Origin of the sequence: Limnohabitans radicicola (genome assembly GCF_014837235.1) — a bacterium.
GTDB classification, from domain to species: Bacteria; Pseudomonadota; Gammaproteobacteria; order Burkholderiales; family Burkholderiaceae_C; genus Limnohabitans_A; species Limnohabitans_A radicicola.
The window spans coordinates 969,370-995,434 of record NZ_JACYFT010000001.1 but is presented as its reverse complement, the minus strand read 5'-3'; the positions used below and the strand labels follow the sequence as shown (position 1 = coordinate 995,434).

The window sequence follows — 26,065 nt, the reverse complement described above, 5'->3', positions numbered from 1 at the left end:
TGTCTTGCTGCCCGGTCAGCCGTTTCTACATCACCCCAAGTCTGGATCGTCCACTTCAGGAGACAACACTGTGAAACACAAACTTTTGAGCCTGCTCGTCATGATGGCCGCCGCGCAAGTCGGCGCTCAGGTGACCACCGATGCCATCAACAAAGATGCCGCCACCACGGGTGATGTGCTGACCTGGGGTCTGGGCACCCAAGGGCAACGCTACTCTCCTCTGACCGATGTGAACGCCAAGAGCATCAGCAAGCTGGTGCCCGTCTGGTCCATGTCCTTTGGTGGTGAAAAGCAGCGCGGCCAGGAATCCCAGCCACTGGTGCACAACGGCAAAATGTTCGTCACGGCTTCTTACTCACGCATCTTCGCGCTGGACGCCAAGACCGGTAAGAAGCTCTGGAAATACGAGCACCGTCTGCCCGAGGGCATCATGCCTTGCTGTGATGTGATCAACCGTGGTGCCGCCCTGTTTGACAACCTGGTGATCTTCGGCACGCTGGACGCCCAACTGGTGGCGCTGGACCAGAACACAGGCAAAGTGGTCTGGCGCGAGAAGATCGATGACTATGCCGCAGGCTACAGCTACAGTGCAGCTCCCCTGATCGCTGACGGTTTGCTGCTGACGGGCGTGTCCGGCGGTGAATTCGGTGTGGTCGGCCGCGTTGAAGCACGTGACCCCAAGACCGGCAAGATGGTCTGGTCGCGTCCTGTGGTTGAAGGCCACATGGGCTACAAAGACGGCAAGGAAAACGGCATCTCCGGCACCACCAACGCCACCTGGCCGGGTGATACCTGGAAGTCAGGCGGCGCAGCCACTTGGCTGGGCGGCACATACGATGCCAAGACCGGTCTGGCCTATTTCGGCACAGGCAATCCCGGCCCTTGGAACAGCCACCTGCGCAAAGGTGACAACCTGTACTCCACCTCCACGGTGGCCATCGACGTCAAGTCCGGCCAGATCAAGTGGAGCTACCAGAACACCCCCAACGACGCTTGGGACTTCGACGGTGTGAACGAGTTCATCACCTTCGACATGGATGGCAAGCGCGTGGGTGCCAAGGCCGACCGCAATGGTTACTTCTATGTGAACGATGCGGCCACCGGCAAACTGCTCAACGCCTTCCCCTTCGTGACCAAAACCACCTGGGCCAACGGTATCGACTTGAAGACGGGTCGCCCCAACTTCGTGCCTGAAAATCGCCCTGGTGACCCCACAGGCCCTGGTGGCGATGGCACCAAAGGCAAGGCTGTTTTTGCAGCCCCAGGCTTCCTGGGTGGCAAGAACCAGATGCCCATGGCTTACAGCCCCAAAACCAACCTGTTCTATGTGCCTTCCAACGAATGGGGCATGGAAATCTGGAACGAGCCTGTCACCTACAAAAAAGGCGCGGCTTACCTGGGCGCTGGCTTCACGATCAAGCCCCTGTATGACGATTACATCGGCGCACTGCGTGCTGTGAACCCCAAGACCGGCAAGATCGAGTGGGAAGTCAAGAACGAAGCGCCTCTGTGGGGTGGTGTCTTGGTTGCTGGCGATCTGGTGTTCTGGGGCACACCTGAAGGCTATCTGAAAGCCGCCGACGCCAAGACTGGCAAAGTGGTGTGGCAGTTCCAGACCGGTTCCGGCATCGTCGCGCCTCCCATCACCTGGAAAGAAGGCAACGACCAGTACGTGTCCGTGGTTTCTGGCTGGGGTGGTGCGGTTCCGCTGTGGGGTGGTGAAGTGGCCAAGAAGGTCAACTTCCTCGAACAAGGCGGTTCTGTCTGGACCTTCAAGCTGAACAAGTGATATCGGCAACATGCCCCTGAGCCAAGCCGCGTTGGCGGCACCGAAGGGGCATCGTTTCCGAGCCTTGGGCTTGACGGCCTTGGCCTTGATCGGAGCAGGGGTGGTCATGTGCGCACGCGCAGATGACCGCCCTTTTTTACGCACGACCCACGCCATGGCAGCGGACGACGACGAAGCTTGGGAGCTCAGCAGCACACTGGTGGTCAATCGACGAGGTCAGGCGCTGAGTGTGCAGATGGAGCGGGACTTGTCCTCCACGCAAAGGTTGGAAATCGAGTTGGGCAAAGCTACTCGTCCGGATGCGCCAGAGCCTGAACAGGGCTTGCGTTTGCGCAGCCTGTGGGTGTCACCCCAAGACCTGGGGTGGGGCTTGGCGACCAAGTTGGGCGTGGAGCCCAGTTTGGATGGACATGGCGCTCGACAGCAAGCTTTGGCGGTGGTGTCCCTGCCGCTGGCTCAGGAGCGTTTGTGGTTGCATGCGAATGCAGGCTGGCAGTGGCAGCGCACTTCGGGTGTGGGGACACAGCGTGCCCAAGTCAGCACTTTGGCCGCACATTGGGTGTGGACGCCGCAGCGCTGGGCGTATGTCGAAGGCACGCGCACATCGGATGGGCGTGATCGACTGCTTCATTTGGGTGTGCGTCATTGGTTGCAGCACCACAAGCTGGCGCTGGACACGGGCTGGGGCCGACAAAACGGCAACGAGCACCGTGGTGATTTCGTGGCCATCAACTTGAGTTGGTTCGATTTGAATTTTTGAAAACTGGAAAGAGAGCTGAATATGAAAACACTTCGCACTTTGGCCGCCGTGCTGATGGCTTTGGGCATGATGGGTCTGGCCCATGCGGCCGATGGTGAAACCTTGCTCAAGGACAGCGGCTGCTTGTCGTGCCATGCCAAAGCCGAGAAAGTGGTGGGGCCTGCGTTTTTGAGCGTGGCCGACAAATACCGTGGCGACAAAGATGCCGTGGCCACCCTGGTGCAATCCATCCAGAACGGCTCCAAGGGCAAGTGGGGTCGCATGCCCATGCCACCCCATGCGAGCATCAGTCCGGATGATTTGAAGACGCTGGCACGCCATGTGTTGGCGACCAAGCCTTGATGTCCCTCACGTTTATCAGGATCCACAAAGCGCCAGCGCACGTCACAATCTGAGCCATTGCTCTCCTGGGCCAATGCCCTTTGTTGTCATGGACCTTCGCCGAACACTTGTCACTCGCCTGGCGCTGGCCTTTGCTGTCTTGCTGCTGGTGTTTGGTGCGGTGTGGGTGAAGGACTTGCGTGAAGACGCATTGGCAGAACAAAAAGCCACCTCTCGTCTGGTGGCGCTGATGGCCTCGCCATCTGACCGCGACAGCCAGGCGCTTTTGGCGGCTGCACTGGCACCGGGGCAATTCCGGCATGTCAAAGTTCAGCTTGAATCCGATGCCGGGGCGGCTCAGCCATCCCCCGCATCCGGCAGGTTGTCTTGGCTGGGCTTGAATGCCGAAGAGGCCAGGGCCCACCGCATCCGCATCGGCGATCAGATGCTCTGGATCCGGCCCGACCCGGAAAGCGAGTTCCGCGAAAAGCTCAGCGACTCCTTGCAGGTGCTGATGATGTTGGGCTTGTTTTGCGTGGTGTGTTTGAGCATGACTTGGTTGGCCGTGGACCGTGCACTGGCACCGGTGAAAGAATTGAACACAGGATTGAGCCGACTGGCTGCGGGTGAAGACCAAGCCCGATTGCCCCCCTTGGCCCTGCGGGAATACGCCCACATCGCCAGCGTGGTGGATCGTTTGGCGCACAGCTTGTCCCGTGGCCGTGAAAGCCAGCGACGGCTGACCCGGCAGTTGATGGAGGTGCAAGACAAGGAGCGGCGGGAACTGGCTGCCGAGTTGCACGATGAATTCGGTCAATCCTTGACCGCGATCACCGCCACGGCAGCTTACATCGAACACCATGCAGAGAAAGCACCTGCGCACACCTTGACCGAATGCGCTCGCGAGATCGGCAGTGAATCTCGGCGCATTGCAGGGCACGTGCGGCAGATGCTCAGCAGCTTGCGCCCTTATGGGCTCGAAGACAGCGGCGTGCGCGAAGCCCTGCAAGAGTTGGTGGCCGGTTGGCAAACACGCTTACCTGACCGGCGTATCGCCTGGCAGATTGGAGACCTGCCCCCACTCAGTCCCGATGCCGGATTGGCACTTTACCGCTGCTTACAAGAAGCCCTGACCAACTGCGTTCGCCACAGTGGTGCAGACCACATCGAAGTGGCCTGCCACAGCAGGGATGCTCAGATGGTGCTGACCGTGTCCGACAACGGGCGCGGAAGCGCGCAGGCTTTGCAGCAAAGCCCGGGCAACGGCTTGCTGGGCCTGAAAGCACGCTTGGCCATGGTCGGTGGTGAGCTGGACATTCTTGACCGCGCAGGTGGTGGTGTGGTGTTGAAGGCCACATTGCCCATTCACGCAGAGGCGCTGGCATGAGCATCCGTGTCATGCTGGTGGACGATCACGCTGTGGTGCGCGCCGGGTATCGGCGCTTGATCGATGCCGAAGACGATTTGCAGGTGGTGGCTGATGTGGCCAGTGGCGACGAAGCTTGTGCTGCCTTGCGCGACACGGCCATCGAGGTGGTGGTGATGGACTTGTCCTTGCGCGAAGGCAGTGGCCTCGAAGCCATCAAGCGCCTGTTAGAGCGCCAGCCGCAATTGAAGGTTCTGGTCTTCAGCATGCACCAGGCGGTGGGTTATGTCACACAGGCCTTACGCAATGGGGCCTTGGGCTACATCACCAAAAATTCAGAGCCATTGGAGATGATCGCCGCCATCCGCAAAGTGGCACAAGGCCAGCGCGTGTTTTCGCCCGATGTGGCGCACGACATGGCTTGCCAGGCCGTGCAGGGCGACAACCCCTTGGACTGCCTGACACCGCGAGAGTTCGACATCCTTCGCTTGTTTGCTGGCGGTGTGCAGGTGGAACCGATGGGGGATCAATTGCACCTGAGTGCCAAGACCGTGCTCAACCATTTGTCCAACATCCGGCGCAAGCTGGAGGTCCATTCTGAAATGGAATTGCTGCTGTTGGCGGCGCGTCATGGGCTGGTGCAGTGGCCTTCGGTTATGGCAAACGATTGACTTGCACATTGCTCGGGAAAATTTCCCGAGTCCGCAGGGTGCATCTCCCGTGTTTTCATGCGATCTCATCGCTATGCTCAATTCACTTCAAGGGGCCAGAGTCCAAGAGACATGACCATAAGCATTTGAGACAAGCGACATGAAGACGATCCCGCAGCTTTCCCTGTTGACCCTGGCCATGGGGTTGGCTTTCCAGCCCGCAATCGCCGCCAACGCCTCGGACACCGTCACCATCGTGGCCCCGACGCCTTTGCCGGGATTGGACCTGAACGCCAGCCAGATCGCAGCACCCGTGCAGCGCGGCCTGGTCAATGATGCCCACAGCCAGGACTTGGCCGAATGGATGAATCGCCATTTGGGTGGCGTCATAGTGCAGGAGCTGCAGGGCAATCCTTTTCAGGCCGATGTGCAGTACCGGGGCTTCACGGCATCGCCCTTGCTGGGCACGCCACAAGGTTTGTCGGTCTACCTCGATGGTGTGCGCATGAACCAGCCCTTTGGCGATGTGCTCAGCTGGGACTTGATCCCCCGCGCCGCGCTCAAGTCGGTCACCTTGATGCCCGGCTCCAATCCGCTGTTTGGCTTGAACACCTTGGGCGGTGCTTTGGCGCTCGAAACCAAAGACGGACGCAGCCAGCCTGGCACACAATTGCAAATCCAGGCGGGCAGCCATGGGCGCCGAAACCTCTTGCTGGAACACGGCTTTGTGAACGACCAGGGTCTGGATGGTTACGCCATGGCCAACCTGTTTCACGACGGTGGCTGGCGCGCCCAGTCCCCCAGCGATGTGCGGCAGTTCTTTGGCAAGCTGGGCTGGCGCGACGGCCGCACCCGCAGCCACTTGAGCCTGAGCTGGGCCGACAACGATTTGCACGGCAACGGCTTGCAAGAAGGCAGCCAATTGGCCAGCGATTGGAAGAGCGTTTACACCACCCCCGACATCACGCGTCAGCACGCTTTGATGCTCAACTGGACGGGCAGCCATGAAGTGCGCGAGGGCTGGAATGTGAGCGCACAGATTTACATGCGCAGGCAAAAGGGCAGTACGCTCAATGGCGATGTCAATGAGGGTTCACTCGATCAAAGCGTGTACCAGCCCAGCGCGGGCGAGCGTTCGGTGTTGGCTCAAAATGGCTACAGTGGCTACCCCAACAGCGGTGCCAACGCCAGCAATACCCCATTCCCATACTGGCGTTGCCTGGCCAATGCCCTGCTGCCCTATGACAGCAGCAGCAAAGAGCCCGCCGAGAAATGCACAGGCTTGCTCACTTCAGGGCAGACCACCCAAAGCAACCAAGGGTTTGTGTTGCAGTCGAGTTGGGAATCCAAAATGGGTGATGCCCGCACCCAAACCGTGATGGGGGCCGCATTGGACACTTCCCGTGTGCGCTTCACGCAAAGCAGCCAGCTGGGCTATGTGAACCCGGACCGCAGTGTCACGGGCGTGAATGCTTTCGGAGATGGTGTCACGGGCGGCAATGTAGATGGTGAGCCCTGGGACACGGCAGTGGATTTGCAAGGGCGCACCCGTACCCAGAGCGTGTTTGCCAGCAACACCTGGTCTTGGGCGGGGGGGTGGAACCTGACCACTTCGGGCCGCTACAACCAAACCCGCGTCAGCAACCTTGATCTGCTGACACGCCACGAAGGCACCGATGCGTCATTGAGCGGTGAGCACCGCTATGCACGGCTGAATCCGGCTGTGGGCTTGACCTGGGCCCCCTCTGCCCAGCTGCAAGGTTGGCTGGGCTACAACGAAGGCAGCCGTGCGCCTACCACCACCGAACTGGGCTGTGCCAACCCCGAGCAGCCTTGCAAACTCCCCAATGCGATGGCCAGTGATCCACCACTGCAACAAGTGGTGACCCGCACGGTGGAGTTGGGCCTGCGCGGCCGTCTGGCTGACCAACACGCCTGGTCGGTCGGCGTTTTCCGTGCGGTCAACGACCAGGATATTTTGTTCGTGGCCAGCCAGCAAACCGGGTATGGTTACTTTCGCAATTTCGGACAAACCCGCCGTCAGGGTCTGGAGCTCAGTCTGTCTGGCGCGCTCAGTCCCGAATGGAGCTATGGTGTTCACTACAACTGGTTGCAAGCGACTTACCAAAGCGAAGAAACCGTGGCGGGCAACAGTAACAGCAGCAACAGCGCAGGTCCGGGGCTGGAGGGCAACATTGCGGTCAAGCCAGGTGACCGCATTCCGCTGACACCCAGCCAGATGTTCAAACTGCAAGTGACCTGGAAGCCCAATGCGCAGTGGCGTTGGGGGCTGGACATGCAGTCCGTGGGCCGCAGCATCGCCAGAGGCAATGAGAACAATGGCCATGCGGCAGACGGTCGGTATTACTCCGGTGCAGGCGACAACCCCGGTTATGCGGTGTTCAATCTGAGTGGCCAATACGTCCTGCAACCTGGCTGGACCCTGACGGGCCGCATCAACAACCTCTTGGATACGCGCTACACCACGGCCGCGGTGCTGGCTCCCAACGCCTTCAATGGCAACGCCCTGGTGGCCCGGCCATTCGCGGCCAACCCCGATGGCAGTTACCCTTTGCGCCACGGAACGTTTTACGCACCCGGTGCACCGCGCAGTGTTTGGGTCGGCCTGCGCTACCAGTTCAGGTGATGGTGCTGCGTGCGCTCTCAGCGCACCTGCTCGGCGACCAGTTCGCCACCGGTCATGAAGCCGGGGGGGACTTTTTCTGTTCGGGTGAATTTGACCAGACCTACGCCCTGGCAGTACCACTCATGGCTGGTCAGGGGCACATCCGAAAAGCCGTTGACCGGGTCGGTGTACAGGTTGAGGAAGGCTTGACCCACCACATGCAGGCAAGGCGAGAGCACTTCGCCTGAGCGCAGCTTGACGGAGTCGTTGACCGAATCGATGCGCCAGGACATCTGAGCTTTGTGGCTGTGCTTGAGTTCGCGGGGATGCTCGTTCTTGCGCATCAGCAGGTAAGGCACTGTGGTGGTGGTCCATTCGGTGCCCAGGGTGTAAGGCGCCTTCAGCACCCACTGCGGCACTTCATCGGCCAGTGGCTCGCGGTCCAGGTCCGTCTGGTGGGCCACGCGGCGCACCCCTTTGTCGCTGACCTCCAGAAAAAAGGCCACACCTTGCGAATGGTGCCTTTGCATGTACTCATGTCCTTGCCAGCTGACCGGGCCACGGGTGCGCAAGGTCCAGGTTTCCTTGTCCCTGACGGCTTCTTCGTTGTAGCGCACATCGTAGGTGGTGACTTCGCCTGAGCGCAGCGGGAACCAGTCAGTGCCCATGTTTCTGGACGTGCTGACCCATGCCAGGGCGAGCAGCGCAGCCCCGGCGATCACGGAGAACTTGAGGTGCTTCATGGCCATCATTTTTCGGGCAGCTGCGCACGCGGCAGGTCGCTGAGCTTGATCTGCACTTTGTCGTCACTGCCTGGTCGTAACCAGGGCAAACCGCCCTGGCCACGCCGGGGTTCGGTGGTTCCGATCTGGGTGTTGCCGTCGCGCGCCTTTTTGATGCCATCGCCCAGCAGGCTGTGCAGGTCCTTGGCGTAGGGCAGGCGGTAGACGCGGGGCAGGTCCAGGGCCTCGTGGTCCTTGATCTCGTTGACCCAGATGTAAATCGCGCCCGCATGGTGCCTTGCCGGACTGGGCTCATCGAACACCGCCGACAGCAACACAAAGCGTGGCGGTAGCTGGTCGTCGGCGGGCCAGCCGGCAATGCCGCGCAGCACGCTGGCGTGCAGCAGGTAAAACCCGCTGACGAGCACGACGAGCCCGGCCTTGATCCACCACGCCCAGCGGGTGGCCAGGCACAGGATCAGGAGCAGGAAGCCCAGCAGCGCATAGGCCAGACTGAGCCAGAGTAGTTCGGAGGTGGTGGTGGCAATCATGGGGTGGTTCAATGAAATGCTCAGAGGCCTGAGCGCATGACAAGGGGTTTGGGCTGGGTGCTGACTTCGGTCACCTGCCCGGTGTCGGTGATGGAAAAACGCACCAGGGTGCGTTCTTCGCCTTTGGCACCGATCTGCTGGGTGCCGGTGAAGACGATTTCGGCTTGCGGGTTGATCTTGACCACCGTGACGGTCACATCGACAGGCTGGTGATCGACGCTTTCGTAGTAGTGGGCGTTGACCACGTACTCGCCCGCCACCAGGCCCCGGAGGGTGACGATCTCTTGGCGGGTGCCGCTGCTGACTTGTTGGCCGTTGACGACCACGCTGTTGTTTTTGGCCCCCCGGTCATCGCGGTCCAGGTGCAGCAGCCCCACATCACGCTGGCGGAACCACAGCACTTTGCCGCCGGGCTCCAGCACCCAGGTGTCGATGTCATTCGGGTTTTCGTCCGGCCAGGCCACGGTGATCATGAATTCGGCCTTGGCAGGCACGTCGCCCGCTTTCTTTGCCTGTGGGTTGAAGGACATCAGGGCAATGACGAAACAAAAGACGAACGCGATCAACATGTTGAACAACATGTCGTAGAACGGATCGGTCTCGGTGTCACGCGTGCTGCGGCCAATGCCCATGCGTGCTTTCTGTCGGGGTCCGGGAGGCAGCGGCTTCACCGCGCTGCAGGATTTCAGCGACCAGCGTGTCGGCAAAGCGGTCGATGCGCATGAGCTGCAAGCCCAGCAGGATGTTGCCCGACAGCCCGGTGATGGTGGTGAGCAAGGCAATGCCAAGCCCCCCCGTCAGGCTCTTGAGCATTTGCGCCGATTGCTGTGGATCAAACCCGTCCATGCGGCCCAGCTCCAGCGCCAGGATCGAAAAACCGATGACCTTGCCCAGCAGACCCAGCTTGAGCTGGATGCCATTGAACCACCAGGCCATTTCATGTGGGCCATGCGCGCGGTCGCTGAGCACTTGAAGCAAAACCGCGTTGTCGGTGTCGGGATGGTGCCGGGCTTGCAGATAATCTGCGGCCCAACCTGTGCGGCTGTGCAGTGCCTGCCATTGCTGACCGAGCAGCCAGCTGCGATGCCCGGCCCAGAGCGAGCACAGCACAAACAGCAACACAATCGCCAACGTCAGTCCCGTGGGGTCGGCCTGCACCAAACGGTGCCAAATACCGTGCTGCCACATGAGCACGGCACCGAACACCAGGAGGCCCATCCAGCCCAGCCAAAGCAGGAACAGGCCCTGGGGTGTTTGTTCGATGGGGGTGGCTGCAGCCCCTGCGCCCGGGATGCGGCGCACCAGCAAAGCCCCCCACATGCGCAGGTGCGATCGGTCCGGAAGGGGGGGGCGGTTCATGTGTGGCCAGGCTCCAGCGGTGTTCAGGGCTTGCCGGACTGGCATGCCAAGTGCTGACATACTGGAGCAACAAGAATGCCACCGATGCACCTGTCTGATTCGCCTTTTTCTTTGGGGTTTCCCCTGACGCGCCTGCGCCCTGTGTTCCGTTCTGGAGCACTGTTGCGTAGGCTTGTCACATGCGCTTTGTTCGGGGTGACGGCTTCAGTGCAGGCGGGAAGCTGCGGTGCCTCGGGCGTATCGGTGCAGCCTGTGCTGCCGGGCGTCTCTGTGGTGCATGGCCGCTGGCGTGCCGTGGACCCTCTCACGCCCGATCACATCGCCACCACGGTGGTGCTGGGTCAGGGGTCAGAGCTCACGGTGCTCGACCCCGGGCCCACGGTGGCGCAAGGTCGTGGGCTGGCGCGTGCGCTGCGGTGCGTCCGGACGCAACGCGTGGTTCGCCTCGTCAACAGCCATGCCCATGCCGAGCAAACTCTGGCCAATGCGGCATTTGCCGCCCCGATCGCGGCCACAGCGGCCACCCGGGCGGCCATGCAGGGGCGCTGCCCATCGTGTCTGTCATCGATGCGCGTGGACCTGGGGCCAGCGGCCTTGCGTGGCACGCGCATCCGTTTGCCCAACGAGCAGCTGCGTGACGGTGAGTGGCTGCAGGCCGGAGGCCGTGCCTGGCAGGTGGTGGAGATGCCGCTCGCGCACACCGAAAGCGATCTGGTGTTGTGGAACGCCGATGAGCGCATCGCATTGGCTGGCCCGTTGGTGGACGGCGTCCGGCTGGTTTTGGCCCAGGGCTCGGTGCAAGGTTGGCTCGATGCGCTTGAGCGCATGGCATCCATGCGTCCGCAATGGTTGATCGGGCAGCACCTGGTGGTGCAGGGCGATGCGGTGCCTCAGGCGTTGGCTGCCCAACGCCAAGCGCTGTGTCATTTGGTGCACCAGGCCTGGCAGGGGCTGGAAAAAGGCTGGACTGAATCGGAGGTCCTGCAACAGGCCACCGATTGGGCAGGCAGTGAGGCCGAGCGGCGTCTGCGGCGCTTCAATCTATTGCGCGTCTGGCGTGAAATGGAAGGCCGCTGGATCGCGCAGCAGTCCATGCCCTCGGCCTGCTCAGCCCCAGACGTCGGACGGTAACTGGTCTTTCTTGCGGTAGATGGTGTTGCGCGACACCCCCAGCAGTTTGGCTGCGGCCGAAACATTGCCTTCGCATTGACGCAAGGCCTCTGTCATGGCCTGCAGTGCCACATCCTGCAGGCGCACGGCCGTCTCGACCATGCCCGTTGACGGGGGCATGGGGACGTGGGTCGAGGTTGTGTCCGAGGGTACGGCAGATGCGGCACACATCGGTGCGCTCACGTCGGCACGGCCCGGTGCGGTGCTGCCCAGGGGATGGCTGGACAGACCCCAGGCGGTGTCTTCGGTGACGGCAGGTGCAGGAGGGACGGATTGGTGGGCCGACTCGCGCACTTCATCGAGGAAATCGTCCGGCAAGTGATCTGTGCCAATGCTGCCGCTCTGTCCCACCATGACCACGGCGGTACGCAGCAGGTTGTGCAGTTGGCGAATGTTGCCCGGCCAGCGGTACCGCTGAAACAAAGCCATCACCTCGGGCGATATGCGCACCTGTTGCCCAGGGCCGCACAGGTTGAGCAATATCTTGTTGGCCACCACCTCGAAGTCCGAGCGTTCGCGCAGCGCTGGCAAGCGCACCACCAGGCCGTTGAGCCTGTAGTAAAGGTCTTCGCGGAACTGTCCCTGCGCAATCAGGCTCTTGAGGTTCTTGTTGGTGGCGCAGATCAGCATCACATCGACCTCGTACTCCTTGCCCGAGCCCAGTGGGGTGACGCGCCGCTCCTGCAGCACGCGCAACAACCGAGCCTGCAGCTGGGTGGGCATGTCACCGATCTCATCCAGGAACAAGGTGCCGCCATGCGCCATCTGGATCTTGCCTGGTGCGCCCCGGCGTTTGGCCCCGGTGAATGCACCTTCTTCGTAACCAAACAACTCGGATTCGATCAGCGTTTCGGGGATGGATGCGCAGTTGATCGACACAAACGGCTTGCGCACCCGGGTTGAATCGTTGTGGATGGCTTGGGCCAGGATGTCTTTGCCCGTGCCGGTTTCACCCAGGATCATGATCGGGATGTCACTGCCCTGCACACGCTGCAGCTTGTGGAGCACAGCCGCCACTTGAGGGTCACCCGTGTTGAGGTAATGCAGGCTGGACAGGCTGGCACGACCAGCGGCGGCGGCGGTTGTGGCCGTGGTGGCTGGGCGTGGCGAGGGCATGTCGGCCTCGGGCGTCGTGGCTTCGCTGCTTGGCGCAGCGCCTGCCGCCCAGCGGTTGGCAAACCAGTCCACGGGTTTGAGCCGTGCCTGACAGTAGACCGACACCCCGTTGTGCATCCATAAACTCAGAGGTTGACCCGCAGCGTGGCGCAGTCGGTCAAAAAACTGAGACACGGGCTGCCCAAACAAGGAGGAGAAGGTGTGCGCCTGCAGGGCGTTGTAGGACAGCCCCAACTGGAATTGAGCGCTGCGGTTGGCCGAAATGAAGCGCCCGTCCATGGTGAAGACAATGATGCCTTCCACCAGGGTATTGAGGAATTCCGTGCGGGCATGGAAATGGATGCGCAACGCGTCCGGGAACTCGTTGGCAAACATGTGGTTCTCGATCATTTGCGCAGACATGCGCACCAGTGCCATGGTGTGCTGGTGGTAGCTGCGCTCATCGCCCGTCACATCCAATGCGCCCATGACTTTGCCATGGGGGTCAAAAATGGGCGTGCAAGAGCAGGTCAAAAACTGGTTGGCCTGCAAAAAGTGGTCTCTGCCGTGGACCACCACGGGCCGCTCTTCGGTGAGCGCCGTACCGATGGCATTGGTGCCTTTGCTGCGCTCGGACCATTCCACGCCCGGCATGAGCGCCACACGGTTGGCTTTTTCCAGAAAATCCATGTCACCCATGGAGTGCAGGATCAGGCCGTTTCGCGAGGTCAGCAGGACCATGCTGTGCGTGTTGGCGATCTGCTCGTACAGCGTCTCCATGACCGGGCTGGCGTGTTGGTACAGCCGCCGATTTTCGTCCCGGGCCAGATTCAACTCTGTGAGTTTCAAGGGCGCATAGTCTGGCACTTCGCTCGCCTGAAGGCCAAACGCGTTGCTCCGCGCCTGTGACTCCTGAATCAAGGCGCGGTGGTGCTCGCTGTTGAGCGCGTACACCCCGGTGGCAGATCCTTGACCTGCTGAAATGGCGGGCATGCTGAGCATGTTGTCTCCGGTCGGATCCGTCACCGCCCAGACTGGCTCGGCTGACCCTTGCTTTATGTTTTTTGTGGGCACTGACAGCGTGTCAGGCAAGGGGTCATGTTCCATTCCCAAGCTTTCATGATCTTGACGTGTGTCATCTCTTGGCGCATCAAAGTGTTTCATTTCTGCGCACATGCAAAAGCCCGGCCAACCCCAATGGACCCGTAACGGGGACAGCCGTATCCAAGGTGTGTCGGGTTGTGCCTCAATGCAACAGCGCGGTGTTTCATGGGTGTTGCACAAAGGCGCGCGCGTGGCAGTGGATGCCTGCAGCAGGTGGCACGGTAATTGCCAGACTTTGGGAAATCCTTTTCCTTATCATTGACCGAAAGAATCCGCATGAGCCCCCGAACCTTTTCCCGATTGCTCCGTTCCTTGCTGGCTTGTTCGCTGGCGCTGACTTGTGGCCTGATCCTGGCCCATGGGGATGTGACACCCCAGGCGGTGGACACCCACACCCTGCCCCAGTTGGGCGCCAAGTGGATGCCGAGCAACCCTTATTCGAGTGGTCCGGCCCAGCCGGAAGCCTTGCGCATTGGCACCTCGGCTTACAACCAGAACTGTGCCCGCTGCCATGGACTGGAAGCCATCTCCGGTGGCATCGCCCCTGACCTGCGCAAGCTCGATGCCGACTGCACTGGCCTGGCCGATGCCGACAAGAAAAAAGCCTGTTTCGCCGAAATGGACGAGTACTATGTCGCCACCGTGCGCCGTGGCCGCACGCGCGATGGCCGTGTGTACATGCCTCCTTTCGAGGCCACACTCAGCCAGGAAGCCATTTGGGCCATCCGCACCTATCTGGAAACACGTCGCGAAAAATAAGCCACGCTTTGCACCCTATTTGGAGACTTCATGCCCCGTTCCTTGCGCAACCGCTTGCCCGATCCTTTGCGTCGCCACTGGCTCACTGCCTCTGCCCTGGCTTGTCTGGGGGTGCGCGCACAAGCCCAGGAACTGAGCGATCTGGACAAGGTGCGCGCCAGTGGGGTGCTCAAGGTGGCCGTGTACAAGGACAACGCGCCTTATTCGGACGGCACAGCCCAGAACTTGCGTGGGGTCGATGTCGCGCTGGCCCAGGCTTTGGCCGACACCATGGGACTCAAGCTGAGTCTGCTGCCCTTCGATGCGGGCGAGCGCATGGACGATGACCTGCGCAACATGGTCTGGAAAGGCCATTACCTGGGCTACGGCCCTGCCGATGTGATGCTGCATGTGCCCGTGGACAAATTCCTCATCCGCGAGACCCCGCAGTCCCTGATCTTTGCGCCTTATTCGCGTGAGGTGCTGGTGGTTTTCCATGCACTCGACAAGTTGTCCGGGCTCAAGAGCGGGGATGACCTGCAGGATTTGCCACTCGCTGCAGAGCGGGGCAGTGGTGCTGCGGGCACCTTGCTGGGTTATGGCGGCGGGCGCCTGCGTGCCAAGCTGACCACTTACCCGACAGGTGTTCAGGCCGCCGAGGCGGTCATCCGCGGCGAGGCGGCTGCCGCCTACCTCAGCCGTGCCCAGGCCGAAGCGGCCTTGCACGCGTCCGGTCGGCCTGCCAGCGGTTTTGGCTTCACCCAGCTGACCTTGCCAGGCTTGGCCGACAACGGCTGGCCGATTGGCATGGCGGTCAAAGCCAATCACAAGATGTTGGCCCAGGCCTTGGAGACGGCCTTGGGGCAGGTGCGGCAGAGTGGCAAGCTGCTGGCCATCTACCGTGAGCATGGCCTGACCCTGGTCGCCCCCTGAAACCAGACCGCGTACACGGGCATGCCCGGTGCCCGGTCTTTTGGAAGTTTTCATGCATTCTGGCTCTTCCCGTTCTTTGGCCTGGCTCGCATGCGGTCTGGGTTTTTTGTTGCCCTTGACCGTGGTGGCGCAAGCCGCACAAGAAGTGGTGGTCCAGAGCGGGCGCATCGCCCAGCGCGCTTTCGATGCACCCGCTTCGGTGGCCGTGATCGATGGCACTGCCGTGCGTGATGCCGGCCCGCAGATCAACCTGTCGGAGGCGCTGGCCAGTGTGCCAGGTGTGGTGGCCCTCAACCGGAACAACTACGCACAGGATGTGCAAATATCCATCCGTGGCTTTGGCGCGCGTGCGGCCTTTGGCTTGCGCGGCATCCGTCTGATCACCGATGGCATTCCGGCCACCACCCCCGATGGCCAGGGACAGGCCTCGACGGTGAGCCTGACTTCGGCCGAGCGCATCGAGGTGCTGAGCGGCCCGCTGGCGCAGTTGTATGGCAACGCCTCGGGTGGGGTGATTCAGACATTCACGCGGGAAGCGGGCCACACGCCACAAGCGGATGTGTCCAGCACCTTTGGCAGCTTTGGTCTGCAACGGCACGATATTCAGCTCAGTGGTCGCACAGGCGCAGTGGGGCTGGTGGCCGATTACAGCCATTTCCAGACCGATGGTCATCGGGCCAACAGCGCGGCCGAGCGCAAGCAATTCAACAGCGTGCTGACGGCCGATTTGCAGCCCGGCACCCGCCTGAAGCTGGTGGCCAATGTTTTTGACATGCCTGTGGCGCTGGACCCTTTGGGCCTCACGGCGAGCCAGTGGCAAAGCGACCCGCAGCAGGCCGGCAAGAACGCCTTGGCGCACCAAACACGCAAAAGTGTGCAGCAAAGCCAGCTCGGTGCCGTGCTGGAGCACCAGTTCAGCCCGGATTTGCAAGGGCAGTGGCGTGTCTACACAGGCACGCGCCAGAACCTGCAATACCAAGCGGGCTCCAATGCGGCGCTGCCGCAGCAAGGCTCCTGGGTGGGTCTTGACCGGGACTTCTCCGGCATGGGGGCACAGTTGCGTGGCAAGCAGCGCGACTTGCCTGTGGGGCGTCTGGATTGGACCGCTGGGTTCGACATGGACCAGTCGGCTGAGCAACGACAAGGGGGACTTACCCTTGCGGGCGAAAAAAGCGGTGCCTTCAACCGCAATGAACTCAACAAGGCCAGCAACCGCGACGCTTATGCCCAGCTCAACTGGCACCTGATGGATGCCCTGGGCCACAGCCCCTTCACACTCACAAGCGGATGGCGTCACAGCGATGTGCGCTTGCAAAGCCGTGATGACTACCTGACGGATGGGCAGGATGGTTCCGGTCAGGTGCGTTACCAGGCAAGCAGCCCTGTGCTGGGCCTGACCTGGCATGCGCAGGACACACTCAATGTCTATGCCAATTGGGGCCGAGGCTTTGAGACGCCCACGCTGGCCGAGGCCGCCTATGCGGTCACGGGCACTGGCAACAGCCGCAGCATCCGTGGCTTGTTTAACCCGGATTTGCTGGCCGCTCGCAGCCGACATCTGGAGGCCGGGTTCAAGTGGACGCCAGCACCAGGCAGCAAAGTCGATGCAGCGCTGTTCCAGATCACGACAGACAATGAGATCGTGGCCTCGCTGTCGGATTCGGGGAAAACCGCGTATGTCAATGCCTCGCGCACTTCGCGGCAGGGCGCAGAGCTGACCTGGCAGCATGCCTGGAGCGGTCAATGGCGCACCCTGCTGTCAGCCACTTGGTTGCAGGCGCAATACGATGCTGCGTTCACCAGCACCAGCAAAGTCGGCAGCACCTACACCGCCAAGACCATTCCTGCGGGCAATCGGCTGCCGGGTCTGCCGGACCAGCAACTGTTTGCCTCATTGCAGTGGGCCCAGCAAGGAGCCTCCAGCAAGAGTCGCCAGGGTCCCATGGGGTGGTCCTCGTCCCTGGACTGGGTGGCGCGATCTGCCCTGTGGGCCAGCGACATGAACGATGCAGCCTCTCGTGCCCCTGGCTATGGCGTGATCAACTTCAAACTGCGGCATCGCAGTGCATGGGGGGCGCACCATGTCGACACATGGATGGGCGTAGACAACCTCATGGACCGTCGTTATGCGGGGTCGGTCATCGTCAATCAGGCAAGCCAACAGTACTTTGAGCCCGGCTTGCCTCGGCAGTGGATGCTGGGGCTGAAATGGTCCACTCCACTCTGAGGTCAATCGGCACGAAGTGCCGCTGAACCCCGCACAGCAGGTCCTTTGGGACCTGTTCTTTTTTGCGGCGACTCACCATCGAGGGCCGCAGTCTCGCTATGAACTGATTTGCCGTGGCAGTTTGGGGCAGTGTCTCAATTTGCCGCAGCTGCAGGATGCGAGCACAACGTCATTTGCCCCAAGTTGACTCAGAACACGGCATGTGGAGGGGATTTTTTTGCTGGCACAAATGCTGCGCAGTCATGGCACGTCAAACAAGACGTTCATCAATTTCTTTTGGAGACCCCATGACCCTCTACGCAGCCCCTGGCCAAGCTGGTGCCAAGATTCAATACAAAGCCCGTTACGACAACTTTATTGGTGGCCAATGGACCGCACCCCTCAAGGGGCAGTACTTTGACGTGATCACACCGATCAGTGGCAAGGTCTACACGCAAGCGGCGCGCTCGGACGCCGCCGACATCGAACTGGCGCTGGACGCCGCCCACGCCGCCGCCGACAAATGGGGCAAGACCGATGCCGCCACCCGCGCCAACATCCTGCTCAAGATCGCCGACCGCATCGAGCAGAACCTGGAGCTGCTGGCCTACGCCGAGACCGTCGACAACGGCAAGGCCATCCGTGAGACGCTCAATGCCGACATCCCGTTGACCGTGGACCATTTTCGTTACTTCGCTGGTTGTGTGCGCGCGCAAGAGGGCGGCATCAGCGAGATCGACGAGAACACCATGGCGTACCACATCCACGAGCCGCTCGGTGTGGTGGGCCAGATCATTCCCTGGAACTTCCCCATCCTGATGGCCGCCTGGAAACTGGCTCCGGCGCTGGGCGCGGGCAACTGCGTGGTTTTGAAGCCCGCCGAGTCCACGCCCATCTCCATCCTGATCCTGGTCGATCTGATCGCCGACCTGCTGCCCCCGGGCGTGCTCAACGTGGTCAACGGTTTTGGCCGCGAAGCCGGCATGCCGCTGGCCAACAGCAAGCGCATCGCCAAAATCGCCTTCACCGGCTCCACCAGCACCGGCCGCGTGATCGCCCAGGCCGCTGCCAACAACCTGATTCCGGCCACGCTGGAGCTGGGCGGCAAGTCGCCCAACATCTTCTTTGCCGACGTGATGGACAAGGACGACGCCTTCCTTGACAAGGCCATCGAAGGTCTGGTGCTGTTTGCCTTCAACCAGGGCGAGGTTTGCACCTGCCCCAGCCGCGCACTCATCCAGGAGAGCATCTATGACAAGTTCATGGAGCGCGTCCTGAAACGCGTGGCCGCGATCAAGCACGCCAATCCGCTGGACACCGATTCCATGATGGGCGCACAGGCCAGCAAGGAACAGCTGACCAAGATCCTGAGCTACCTGGACCTGGGCAAGCAGGAAGGCGCCGAAGTGCTGGCCGGTGGCGCGCAAGCCCATCTGGGTGGCGACCTTGAAGGCGGCTACTACGTGCAGCCCACCCTGTTCAAGGGCCACAACAAGATGCGCATCTTCCAGGAAGAGATCTTCGGCCCGGTGCTGGCGATCACCACCTTCAAGGACGAAGCCGAAGCGCTGGCGATTGCCAACGACACGCTCTACGGCCTGGGCGCTGGCGTGTGGAGCCGCAACGGCAATGTGGCCTACCGCATGGGCCGCGCCATCAAGGCGGGCCGCGTGTGGACCAACTGTTACCACGCCTACCCCGCACACGCCGCCTTCGGTGGCTACAAGGAGTCCGGCATTGGTCGCGAAACCCACAAGATGATGCTTGACCACTACCAGCAGACCAAGAACCTGCTGGTCAGCTACAGCGAGAGCAAATTGGGCTTTTTCTGACCGATGGATTCGGTCATCTTCACGGGGGCGGAGCGATCCGCCCCTTTTTGTCTTGGCCTCTGAGGAGATCTGAACATGGTTGAACGTGTGGTGGCCACGCCCGAAGCGCTGGCGCTGATCGCCCAGCTGCAAGCCGAACATGGCGAGTTGATGTTTCACCAAAGCGGCGGCTGCTGCGACAACAGCGCGGCCAACTGCTATTTGCCCACCGACCTGACGATCGGGCCTTACGACGTCAAGCTCGGCGAAGTCGGCGGTGTGCCGTTCTACATCGGCAAGCTGCAGTACGAGTACTGGAAGCACACCCAGCTGATTCTGGATGTGATCGAGGGCTCGGGCGGCACGTTTTCTCTGGAGGGCAACACGGGCAAGGCCTTCCACACCCGCTCGCGCCTGTTCACCGATGACGAGTGGGCGCAAATTGAAACACAGGTCATGCGCGATCTGGCTTAACGTCTGCCGTTAACATCCCCCCATGTTTGATCGACTCCGACAATGGGCGCGGCAGCTGAAGTCCGATGTGGTGACCGTGTATTTCGCGGCCCGGGATGACCGTTGCCCTTGGCCCATCCGAATTCTGGCCTTGCTGGTGGCTGCCTATGCACTCAGTCCCATTGACCTGATCCCTGACTTCATCCCGGTGCTGGGTTACCTGGACGATGTCCTCATCGTGCCTGCGGGGGTGTGGTTGGTCATTCGCTGGCTACCATCTGAAGTCGTGGTGGATGCCCGCGTGAAGGCCGCCGCTTTGCTGGCCAAGCCCCGCAACCATGTCGCCGCAGCCTGCTTCGTCCTGATCTGGCTGCTGCTGCTGGTGTGCTTGCTCAAGGCGCTGTGGTGATCTCCCGGGGCTTTCAGTGCCCGTGTGGTCGGGCATAATCCACCCCCATGTCTGCCCTGCAAACCCTGCGCAACGCACACTTCATCACCCGCCTGGTGCTGGTGTGGTTTGCTTTGTTCATCGGGGCTTCGGTCGCTTCGCCTTTGATCAAACCCCAGGCCAGCCAGATGGTCTGCTCTGCCATGGGCGGCATGAAAATGGTGATGACCGACGATTCGGGCGACAACCAGACCCTTTCCGGTGGCATGGACTGCCCCTTGTGCGCCCATGTCAGCGCACCGCCTCCTGCAGCTGTATCCGGTTTTGAATCCGTCAGCGCATTGGCCCATGCCTTGCGCCCCATCCCGGCAGCCCACATCGCCTGGCTGACCGGCAGCCCCCTTCCGCCCCGCGGCCCCCCCGCCCTGTCCTGATCCACCGCCGTTGACGCCGCTGTGGCCATGACCACACGCTTGCGTCGCCCGTGTTTCATTTTCAGGATTTTTCATGCGTCCAAACCGCGTTGCCTTGGCTGTGGCCATGGCTTACCCTTTTGTCATTTCTGCTCAGTCCACGGACAGCGCCCCCAGCAAAGAAGCGGGTGTGGTCACCATCGTCAGCAAACAGCCCACCTCGCTGCCGACACAAATTCCCGCCACGATGGAGGGCATCACCGCCGCGCAGATCGCGCAGAACATCAACGCCAGCGACAGCGAAGATGCACTCAAGTACTTTCCCAGCCTGCTGGTGCGCAAGCGCTACAACGGCGACTACAACCACGCCATCTTGTCCAGCCGCGCCTCGGGCACGGGCAACAGCACCCGCTCGGCGGTGTATGCCGACGGCATCCTGCTGAGCAACTACCTGGGCAACGGCGTGAGCGGCTTGAGCTTTCCGCCGCGCTGGGGCATGGTCACGCCCGAAGAAATCGAGCGCGTGGACGTGATGTACGGACCGTTCTCTGCCGCTTACCCGGGCAACTCGGTGGGCGCGGTGGTCGAGTACACGACCCGCATGCCCGACAAGCTGGAGGGTTCGGTCAAACTGGGCTACGCCCACCAGCCCTTTGACCTGTACAACACCCACGCCACCTATGGCGGCTGGCAGTCCAGCGCCTCGCTGGGCAGCCGCTCGGGAGACTGGTCGTGGCTTCTGCACCTGAACCACAACGACAGCCAGGGCCAGCCCCTGACTTTTGCCACGCGCACGGTGAGCACAGGCACGGTGGGCACGGCGGGCACAGCGGTGACGGGGGCCGTGCCGGGCCTGAGCAGTGCCAATGTGCCCTGGCTGATCGTGGGCACGGGCACGCAGTACCACACGGTGCAGGACCAGGTGAAAGCCAAAGTGGCCTACGACTTCAGCCCCTCGGTGCGTGCCACCTACACGCTGGGCGTCTGGCAAAACACGTCCGAGGGCCGTCCGCAGTCTTACCTCAGCAATGCCTCGGGCCAAACCGTCACCAGCGGCGTGATCAACATCGGTGGCCGCAGCTACGCGGCGCTCACGGGCGGCGACCTGCCCCTGACGAATGAAAAACTCAGCCACACCCTGCACGGCCTCTCTGTCAAGAGCCGCACGCAAGGCACCTTCGACTGGGAAGTGGCCGCCAGCCTGTACGACTACGGCTCGGACACCAAGCGGCAGAACGCCGCCAGCAACACCTTGCCCAACGCCGCCGCGGGCGGTGCTGGCACCCTCGCCGACGGCTCGGGCACGGGCTGGAACAACCTGGCCCTGCGCGGCACCTGGCGGCCCCAAGGCCCCAAGGGCTTGCACGTGGTGGACTTTGGCGCGCAGCAAGACAACTACAAACTGCGCTACCTGACCTCCAACATCGCTGGCAACTGGACCACCGACGCTGCAGGCAGCGTGGCCAGTGCAGTGGGTGGCCGCACCCGGCTGCAAAGCCTGTATGCGCAAGACAGCTGGCGTTTTGCCCCTGACTGGCGCGCCGTCCTGGGCCTGCGGTCTGAGCACTGGAGCGCCACACAAGGCTTGACACGCTTCTCGGCCAGCAGCAACCTGGCTTTTGCAGACCGCAGCGAGCATCACCTGTCGCCCAAAGCGGCTTTGTCCAAACAGATCGCCGATGACGCCTTTGTCAAATACGCCGTGGGCCGCGCCGTGCGCATGCCCACAGTGAATGAGCTGTACGGTGCCACCTCCACCACCAACTCGCAGTACATCAACGACCCGAACCTGCGCCCTGAAAAGTCCTGGACCCAGGAACTGAGCTACGAGAAGAACCTGGACAAAAGCCAGTGGCGTTTGACGGCATTCGCCGAAGACACACAAGACGGCATCTATTCGCAATCGGTGATCGACCCTGCAGCGGGCAACAAGACCATCAGCCGCGTGCAGAACGTGGACCGCATCCGCACACGCGGCTTGGAGGGTGCATTCACGGTGCAGGGTCTGGGCCTGACGGGGCTGGATGTGACGGGCAGCATGACGTATGCCGACTCCACCATCGTGGCCAACCAGGGTTTTGTGGCCGTGGCGGGTGACACGATCGGCAAACAACAGCCCAACATTCCCAAGTGGCGCGCGACGCTGCTGGCGGCCTACCGCTGGAATGCGGCCTGGACCAGCACGGCGGCGGTGCGTTACAGCGGCCAGCAGTTCCGCACGCTCAACAACTCGGACGTGAACGGCTACGCCTACATGGGTGTGAGCCCCTTCACCACAGTCGATGTACGTGCCCGCTGGCAAATCACGTCCCGGCTGTCTGCCGCGTTCGGCATCGACAACCTGAACAACGACAAGTACTGGAACTTTCACCCCTACCCGCAGCGCAGCTACACGGCTGAGCTGAAAGCCAACTTCTGAAACAAGGACCCGCCATGCGATTCATCCAAACGGCTGCTGCTGCAGTGACCCTCGGCCTGGCCGCTCTGGCCCAGGCCCACACCGTGCTCGAATACCAGGTGGCCACCGCAGGCCAGAGCTACAAGGCCACCTTCAAGGTGGGCCACGGTTGCGGCGCGTCGCCCACGCGCCAGATCGTGGTGGACATCCCGGCGGGCGTGCAGGGCGCCAAGCCCATGCCCAAGGCGGGCTGGCGTCTGGAGGTGACCCGTGAGAAGCTGGCACAGCCCTACACCAGCCATGGCCGCACCGTCACCGAGGACGTGACCCGCATCAGCTGGACCGCCAAGACGGCCGATGACATGCTGCCCAACGGCCACTACGATGAGTTCGTGTTGGTGGGCACTTTGCCAAACCAGCCCGGGACGATGTATTGGCCCGTGCAGCAGCTGTGCGAGCAAGGCCGCATGGACTGGACTGAAATTCCAAAGCCCGGACAGAGACTGTCCGATCTGAAATCGCCCGCAGCCCTGCTGGAAATCATGCCCGGAGCGGGTACAGCCGGACACGCGCACTGATCCCCAACGATCGAAGACAATCCCCCAAAAGGACATCCCATGAACCACACATTCAAAAAAATCGCCGCCTTGTTGGCTGGCCTTTGCATCGCAGGCACGGCCCTGGCGCAGGTCAAGGTCGAGGGCGGCTGGGCCCGCGCCACCGTGCAGGGCCAAAAGGCCACGGGCGCTTTCATGAAGCTCACGGCACCCCAGGCCACCCGCCTGGTGGCCGTGTCCACCCCGGTGGCAGGTGTAGCCGAAATCCACGAAATGAAGATGGAGGGCTCGGTCATGAAAATGCGCGCCCTGCCCGCGCTGGACCTGCCTGCCAACCAGGCCGTGGAGCTCAAGCCTGGCAGCTACCACCTGATGCTGATGGACCTCAAAGCCCCGCTGATGAAAGACAGCAGCGTGGCCCTGACCCTCACCTTCAAGGACGCCAAAGGCGTGGAAACCCGGCAGCAGGTCAGCGTGCCTGTGACCACCGGCATGCCGCAGGGCCACGGCGACCACAAGCACTGATGCCCAAACGCAGTCGTTCATGTCAAACCGCCCTGTGTGGGGCGGTTTTGTTTTTGGGGACTGCGTTGCCCGGGATGAGCCATGCCGAGGCGGTGCCCACCATCGATATCCGCGCCCGCGCCGAAGACCTGGCGGGCGTCGCACAAGCCGCCAGCGAGGGCGTGGTCTCGGCCGAACGGCTGTCGCTGGTGCCTCTCTTGCGCCCCGGCGAGGTGCTGGAGATGGTGCCTGGTTTGCTGGTGACCCAGCATGCGGGCGATGGCAAGGCCAACCAATACTTCTTGCGCGGCTTCAATCTGGACCACGGCACCGACTTCGCTACGTGGGTCGCGGGCGTGCCGGTCAACATGCCCAGCCACGCGCACGGGCAGGGCTACACCGACCTGAATTTTTTGATCCCGGAACTCGTGCAGCAGGTGCGCTACCGCAAGGGACCGTACTTTGCCGAAGACGGTGACTTTGCTTCGGCGGGCTCGGCACGCATCGAGCTGCGCCGCAGCTTGGATGCGGGCCTGGCCCAAGTGACGGTGGGGCCAGGCGGCTACGTGCGCACCTTGCTGGCCGATTCGATCCCAGCCCGTTCTGATGCGGCGGGTCAATGGCTCTATGGCGTGGAGCTGTTCCACAACAACGGCCCCTGGACCGTGCCCGAGCACTACCGAAAATTCAATGGCGTGCTGCGCTACAGCGAAGGCACGGCGGCGCAAGGGCTCACGCTCACGGCCATGGCCTACCAAGGCCGTTGGACCTCGACCGACCAGGTGCCGCAGCGCGCGCTGGACCAAGGGCTCATCGGGCGCTACGACAGCCTGGACCCGACGGCGGGCGGCAACACGCAGCGTTACAGCCTCTCGGGCGAATGGGCACAGATGCAGGACGGTGTGCACCGCAAAACCGAATGGTGGGCGCTGCAGTCGGCGCTCGATCTGTGGTCCAACTTCGCCTATTGCCTGAGCGATGCCCAAGCGATGTGCCCGGTGGGCGACCAGTTTCAGCAGGCCGAGCGGCGCACGGCCGCAGGCGGCGCGCACAGCCGTCACTGGGCCAGCACATGGCAAGGTGTGGACGTGCGCCACGCTTGGGGGGTGCAGGCCCGCGCCGACGATGTGGCCCCGGTGGGCCTGTACCGCACGCACCAACGCGAACGTCTGGGCACCGTGCGCGAAGACCGCGTTCAGCAGCAAAGCCTGGGCTTGTGGGCCGAGAGCGAGCTGCGCTGGAACGACTGGTTGCGCACCACTGCGGGTGTGCGTGGCGATGCCTATCGGTTCAAGGTCCAGTCGAATCTGGCCGCCAACAGCGGGCAGGCGCAAAGCGCCTTGCTCTCGTCCAAGCTGTCGGTGGTGCTGGGGCCTTGGCGCGGCTCAGAGTTTTACGCCAACCACGGGCAGGGTTACCACTCCAACGATGCCCGTGGTACCACCTTGCGCGTGGACCCGGCAGACCCCACAAACGCGGTGCAGTCCGTGTCGCCCTTGGTGCGCACCCGGGGCGAAGAAATCGGTCTGCGCAGCGAATGGCTGCCCGGCTGGACATCGACGCTGGCCTTGTGGCAGTTGCGCATGGCGTCGGAGTTGCTGTTTGTGGGCGATGCGGGCACCACCGAGCCTTCGCGACCCTCGCGGCGGCGTGGTGTGGAATGGCACCATTTCGTGGCGCTCAACGCGCACTGGGCGATCGATGGCGATCTGGCCTGGTCGCAAGCCCGATTCACCGATGGCGATCTGGCAGGCCCTTACATCCCCGGTGCTGCCAGCACCACGGCCAATCTGGGTTTGAGCTGGGACGGGCAAGGCCCGTGGTCGGGCGCGCTGCGCTTGCGCTATTGGGGTGCGAGACCGCTGGTGGAAGACAACAGCTGGCGCGCCCCCGCTGCGGCCTGGGTCAACTTGCGCGTGGGCTACCGCACATCTAAGCATGAGCAGTGGGCGCTTGATGTGTACAACCTGCTTGACCGACGGGTCAACGACATCGAGTACGCCTATGTGTCCAGGCTCGCGGGCGAAAGCGCTCAGGGCTTGCTGGACCGGCATGTGCACCCGGTCGAGCCGCGCACGGTTCGCCTGCGCTGGACGCACCGTTTTTGAAAACTGAGCGCTTGTCAGTTTCGCACTGGGCGCGGTTTGGTTT

23 protein-coding genes are annotated in these 26,065 nt (G+C 62.2%); 18 read left to right on the top strand and 5 right to left on the bottom strand.

The features are described from left to right. Positions 1-100 precede the first annotated feature (100 nt). From IC609_RS04865 to IC609_RS04840, 6 genes are all read left to right on the top strand, one after another. On the top strand, positions 101-1,789 hold the full coding sequence (locus IC609_RS04865; RefSeq protein WP_191818909.1) for a PQQ-dependent methanol/ethanol family dehydrogenase: 1,689 nt from the start codon (positions 101-103) through the stop codon (positions 1,787-1,789). Between the two features lie 10 nt (positions 1,790-1,799). Further along, positions 1,800-2,549: a hypothetical protein gene (locus IC609_RS04860; RefSeq protein ID WP_191818304.1), complete on the top strand. Its 750-nt coding sequence runs from the start codon at positions 1,800-1,802 to the stop codon at positions 2,547-2,549. 21 nt (positions 2,550-2,570) lie between these two features. Continuing rightward, positions 2,571-2,891, top strand: coding sequence for a c-type cytochrome (locus tag IC609_RS04855; protein ID WP_191818303.1), 321 nt, complete (start codon positions 2,571-2,573; stop codon positions 2,889-2,891). 88 nt (positions 2,892-2,979) lie between these two features. Next, on the top strand, positions 2,980-4,257 hold the full coding sequence (locus IC609_RS04850; RefSeq protein ID WP_191818302.1) for a sensor histidine kinase: 1,278 nt from the start codon (positions 2,980-2,982) through the stop codon (positions 4,255-4,257). Then, entirely contained in the window at positions 4,254-4,907 is a 654-nt protein-coding gene (locus tag IC609_RS04845) for a response regulator (protein ID WP_225223984.1), read from the top strand. Before IC609_RS04850 ends, IC609_RS04845 begins: the two co-directional genes overlap by 4 nt. A 139-nt stretch (positions 4,908-5,046) precedes the next feature. Next, positions 5,047-7,533 carry a TonB-dependent receptor gene (locus tag IC609_RS04840; protein WP_191818301.1) on the top strand — a complete coding sequence of 829 codons (2,487 nt, stop codon included), beginning with the start codon at positions 5,047-5,049 and terminating at the stop codon, positions 7,531-7,533. 17 nt (positions 7,534-7,550) lie between these two features. Here IC609_RS04840 and IC609_RS04835 read toward each other — a convergent pair whose 3' ends face one another. Genes IC609_RS04835 through IC609_RS04820 form a run of 4 tightly spaced genes read right to left on the bottom strand, consistent with a single transcriptional unit; the run spans position 7,551 to position 10,144 of the window. Continuing rightward, entirely contained in the window at positions 7,551-8,255 is a 705-nt protein-coding gene (locus IC609_RS04835) for a hypothetical protein (RefSeq protein ID WP_191818300.1), read from the bottom strand. A gap of 5 nt (positions 8,256-8,260) precedes the next feature. Beyond that, a complete protein-coding gene (locus IC609_RS04830; RefSeq protein ID WP_191818299.1) occupies positions 8,261-8,785 on the bottom strand; it encodes a hypothetical protein in 525 nt (174 codons plus the stop codon). Positions 8,786-8,805: 20 nt separating this feature from the next. After that, positions 8,806-9,417, bottom strand: a complete 612-nt coding sequence (locus IC609_RS04825; protein WP_191818298.1) for a hypothetical protein — start codon at positions 9,415-9,417, stop codon at positions 8,806-8,808. After that, positions 9,392-10,144: a hypothetical protein gene (locus IC609_RS04820; RefSeq protein WP_191818297.1), complete on the bottom strand. Its 753-nt coding sequence runs from the start codon at positions 10,142-10,144 to the stop codon at positions 9,392-9,394. The genes IC609_RS04825 and IC609_RS04820 overlap by 26 nt, the downstream gene beginning before the upstream one ends. 162 nt (positions 10,145-10,306) lie before the next feature. On the opposite strand from IC609_RS04820, the gene IC609_RS04815 reads away from it, so the two are divergent. Beyond that, positions 10,307-11,275 (top strand): MBL fold metallo-hydrolase, encoded by a 969-nt coding sequence (locus IC609_RS04815; RefSeq protein ID WP_225223983.1) that lies wholly within the window; start codon positions 10,307-10,309, stop codon positions 11,273-11,275. On the opposite strand, the gene IC609_RS04810 is transcribed toward IC609_RS04815, so the two are convergent. Continuing rightward, a complete protein-coding gene (locus tag IC609_RS04810) occupies positions 11,252-13,411 on the bottom strand; it encodes a sigma-54-dependent Fis family transcriptional regulator (RefSeq protein WP_408610996.1) in 2,160 nt (719 codons plus the stop codon). The two genes, IC609_RS04815 and IC609_RS04810, sit on opposite strands and share 24 nt — an antisense overlap. A 378-nt stretch (positions 13,412-13,789) precedes the next feature. On the opposite strand from IC609_RS04810, the gene pedF reads away from it, so the two are divergent. The 11 genes from pedF (at position 13,790) to IC609_RS04755 (ending at position 26,022) form a co-directional block, all read left to right on the top strand. Continuing rightward, the gene (gene pedF / locus IC609_RS04805) at positions 13,790-14,272 is read left to right on the top strand and encodes a cytochrome c-550 PedF (protein ID WP_191818295.1); all 483 of its coding nucleotides are present in this window, start codon (positions 13,790-13,792) and stop codon (positions 14,270-14,272) included. A 30-nt stretch (positions 14,273-14,302) separates the two neighbouring features. Continuing rightward, the gene (locus IC609_RS04800; protein ID WP_191818294.1) at positions 14,303-15,184 is read left to right on the top strand and encodes a substrate-binding periplasmic protein; all 882 of its coding nucleotides are present in this window, start codon (positions 14,303-14,305) and stop codon (positions 15,182-15,184) included. Positions 15,185-15,236: 52 nt separating this feature from the next. After that, complete coding sequence (locus IC609_RS04795) at positions 15,237-17,411, top strand: TonB-dependent receptor family protein (RefSeq protein WP_191818293.1); 2,175 nt, start codon at positions 15,237-15,239, stop codon at positions 17,409-17,411. A 287-nt stretch (positions 17,412-17,698) separates the two neighbouring features. Beyond that, positions 17,699-19,222 carry an acetaldehyde dehydrogenase ExaC gene (exaC, locus tag IC609_RS04790; RefSeq protein ID WP_191818292.1) on the top strand — a complete coding sequence of 508 codons (1,524 nt, stop codon included), beginning with the start codon at positions 17,699-17,701 and terminating at the stop codon, positions 19,220-19,222. 75 nt (positions 19,223-19,297) lie between these two features. Continuing rightward, positions 19,298-19,675, top strand: coding sequence for a DUF779 domain-containing protein (locus IC609_RS04785; protein WP_191818291.1), 378 nt, complete (start codon positions 19,298-19,300; stop codon positions 19,673-19,675). 22 nt (positions 19,676-19,697) lie between these two features. Then, positions 19,698-20,063, top strand: coding sequence for a YkvA family protein (locus tag IC609_RS04780; protein ID WP_191818290.1), 366 nt, complete (start codon positions 19,698-19,700; stop codon positions 20,061-20,063). A 47-nt stretch (positions 20,064-20,110) separates the two neighbouring features. After that, positions 20,111-20,476: a DUF2946 family protein gene (locus tag IC609_RS04775; protein WP_191818289.1), complete on the top strand. Its 366-nt coding sequence runs from the start codon at positions 20,111-20,113 to the stop codon at positions 20,474-20,476. 73 nt (positions 20,477-20,549) lie between these two features. Continuing rightward, complete coding sequence (locus IC609_RS04770; RefSeq protein ID WP_191818288.1) at positions 20,550-22,874, top strand: TonB-dependent receptor; 2,325 nt, start codon at positions 20,550-20,552, stop codon at positions 22,872-22,874. A 14-nt stretch (positions 22,875-22,888) separates the two neighbouring features. Next, positions 22,889-23,431, top strand: coding sequence for a YcnI family copper-binding membrane protein (locus IC609_RS04765; protein ID WP_191818287.1), 543 nt, complete (start codon positions 22,889-22,891; stop codon positions 23,429-23,431). A 39-nt stretch (positions 23,432-23,470) separates the two neighbouring features. Further along, complete coding sequence (locus tag IC609_RS04760; protein WP_191818286.1) at positions 23,471-23,935, top strand: copper chaperone PCu(A)C; 465 nt, start codon at positions 23,471-23,473, stop codon at positions 23,933-23,935. 74 nt (positions 23,936-24,009) lie between these two features. Continuing rightward, positions 24,010-26,022: a TonB-dependent receptor gene (locus tag IC609_RS04755; protein ID WP_191818285.1), complete on the top strand. Its 2,013-nt coding sequence runs from the start codon at positions 24,010-24,012 to the stop codon at positions 26,020-26,022. Positions 26,023-26,065: the final 43 nt, after the last annotated feature.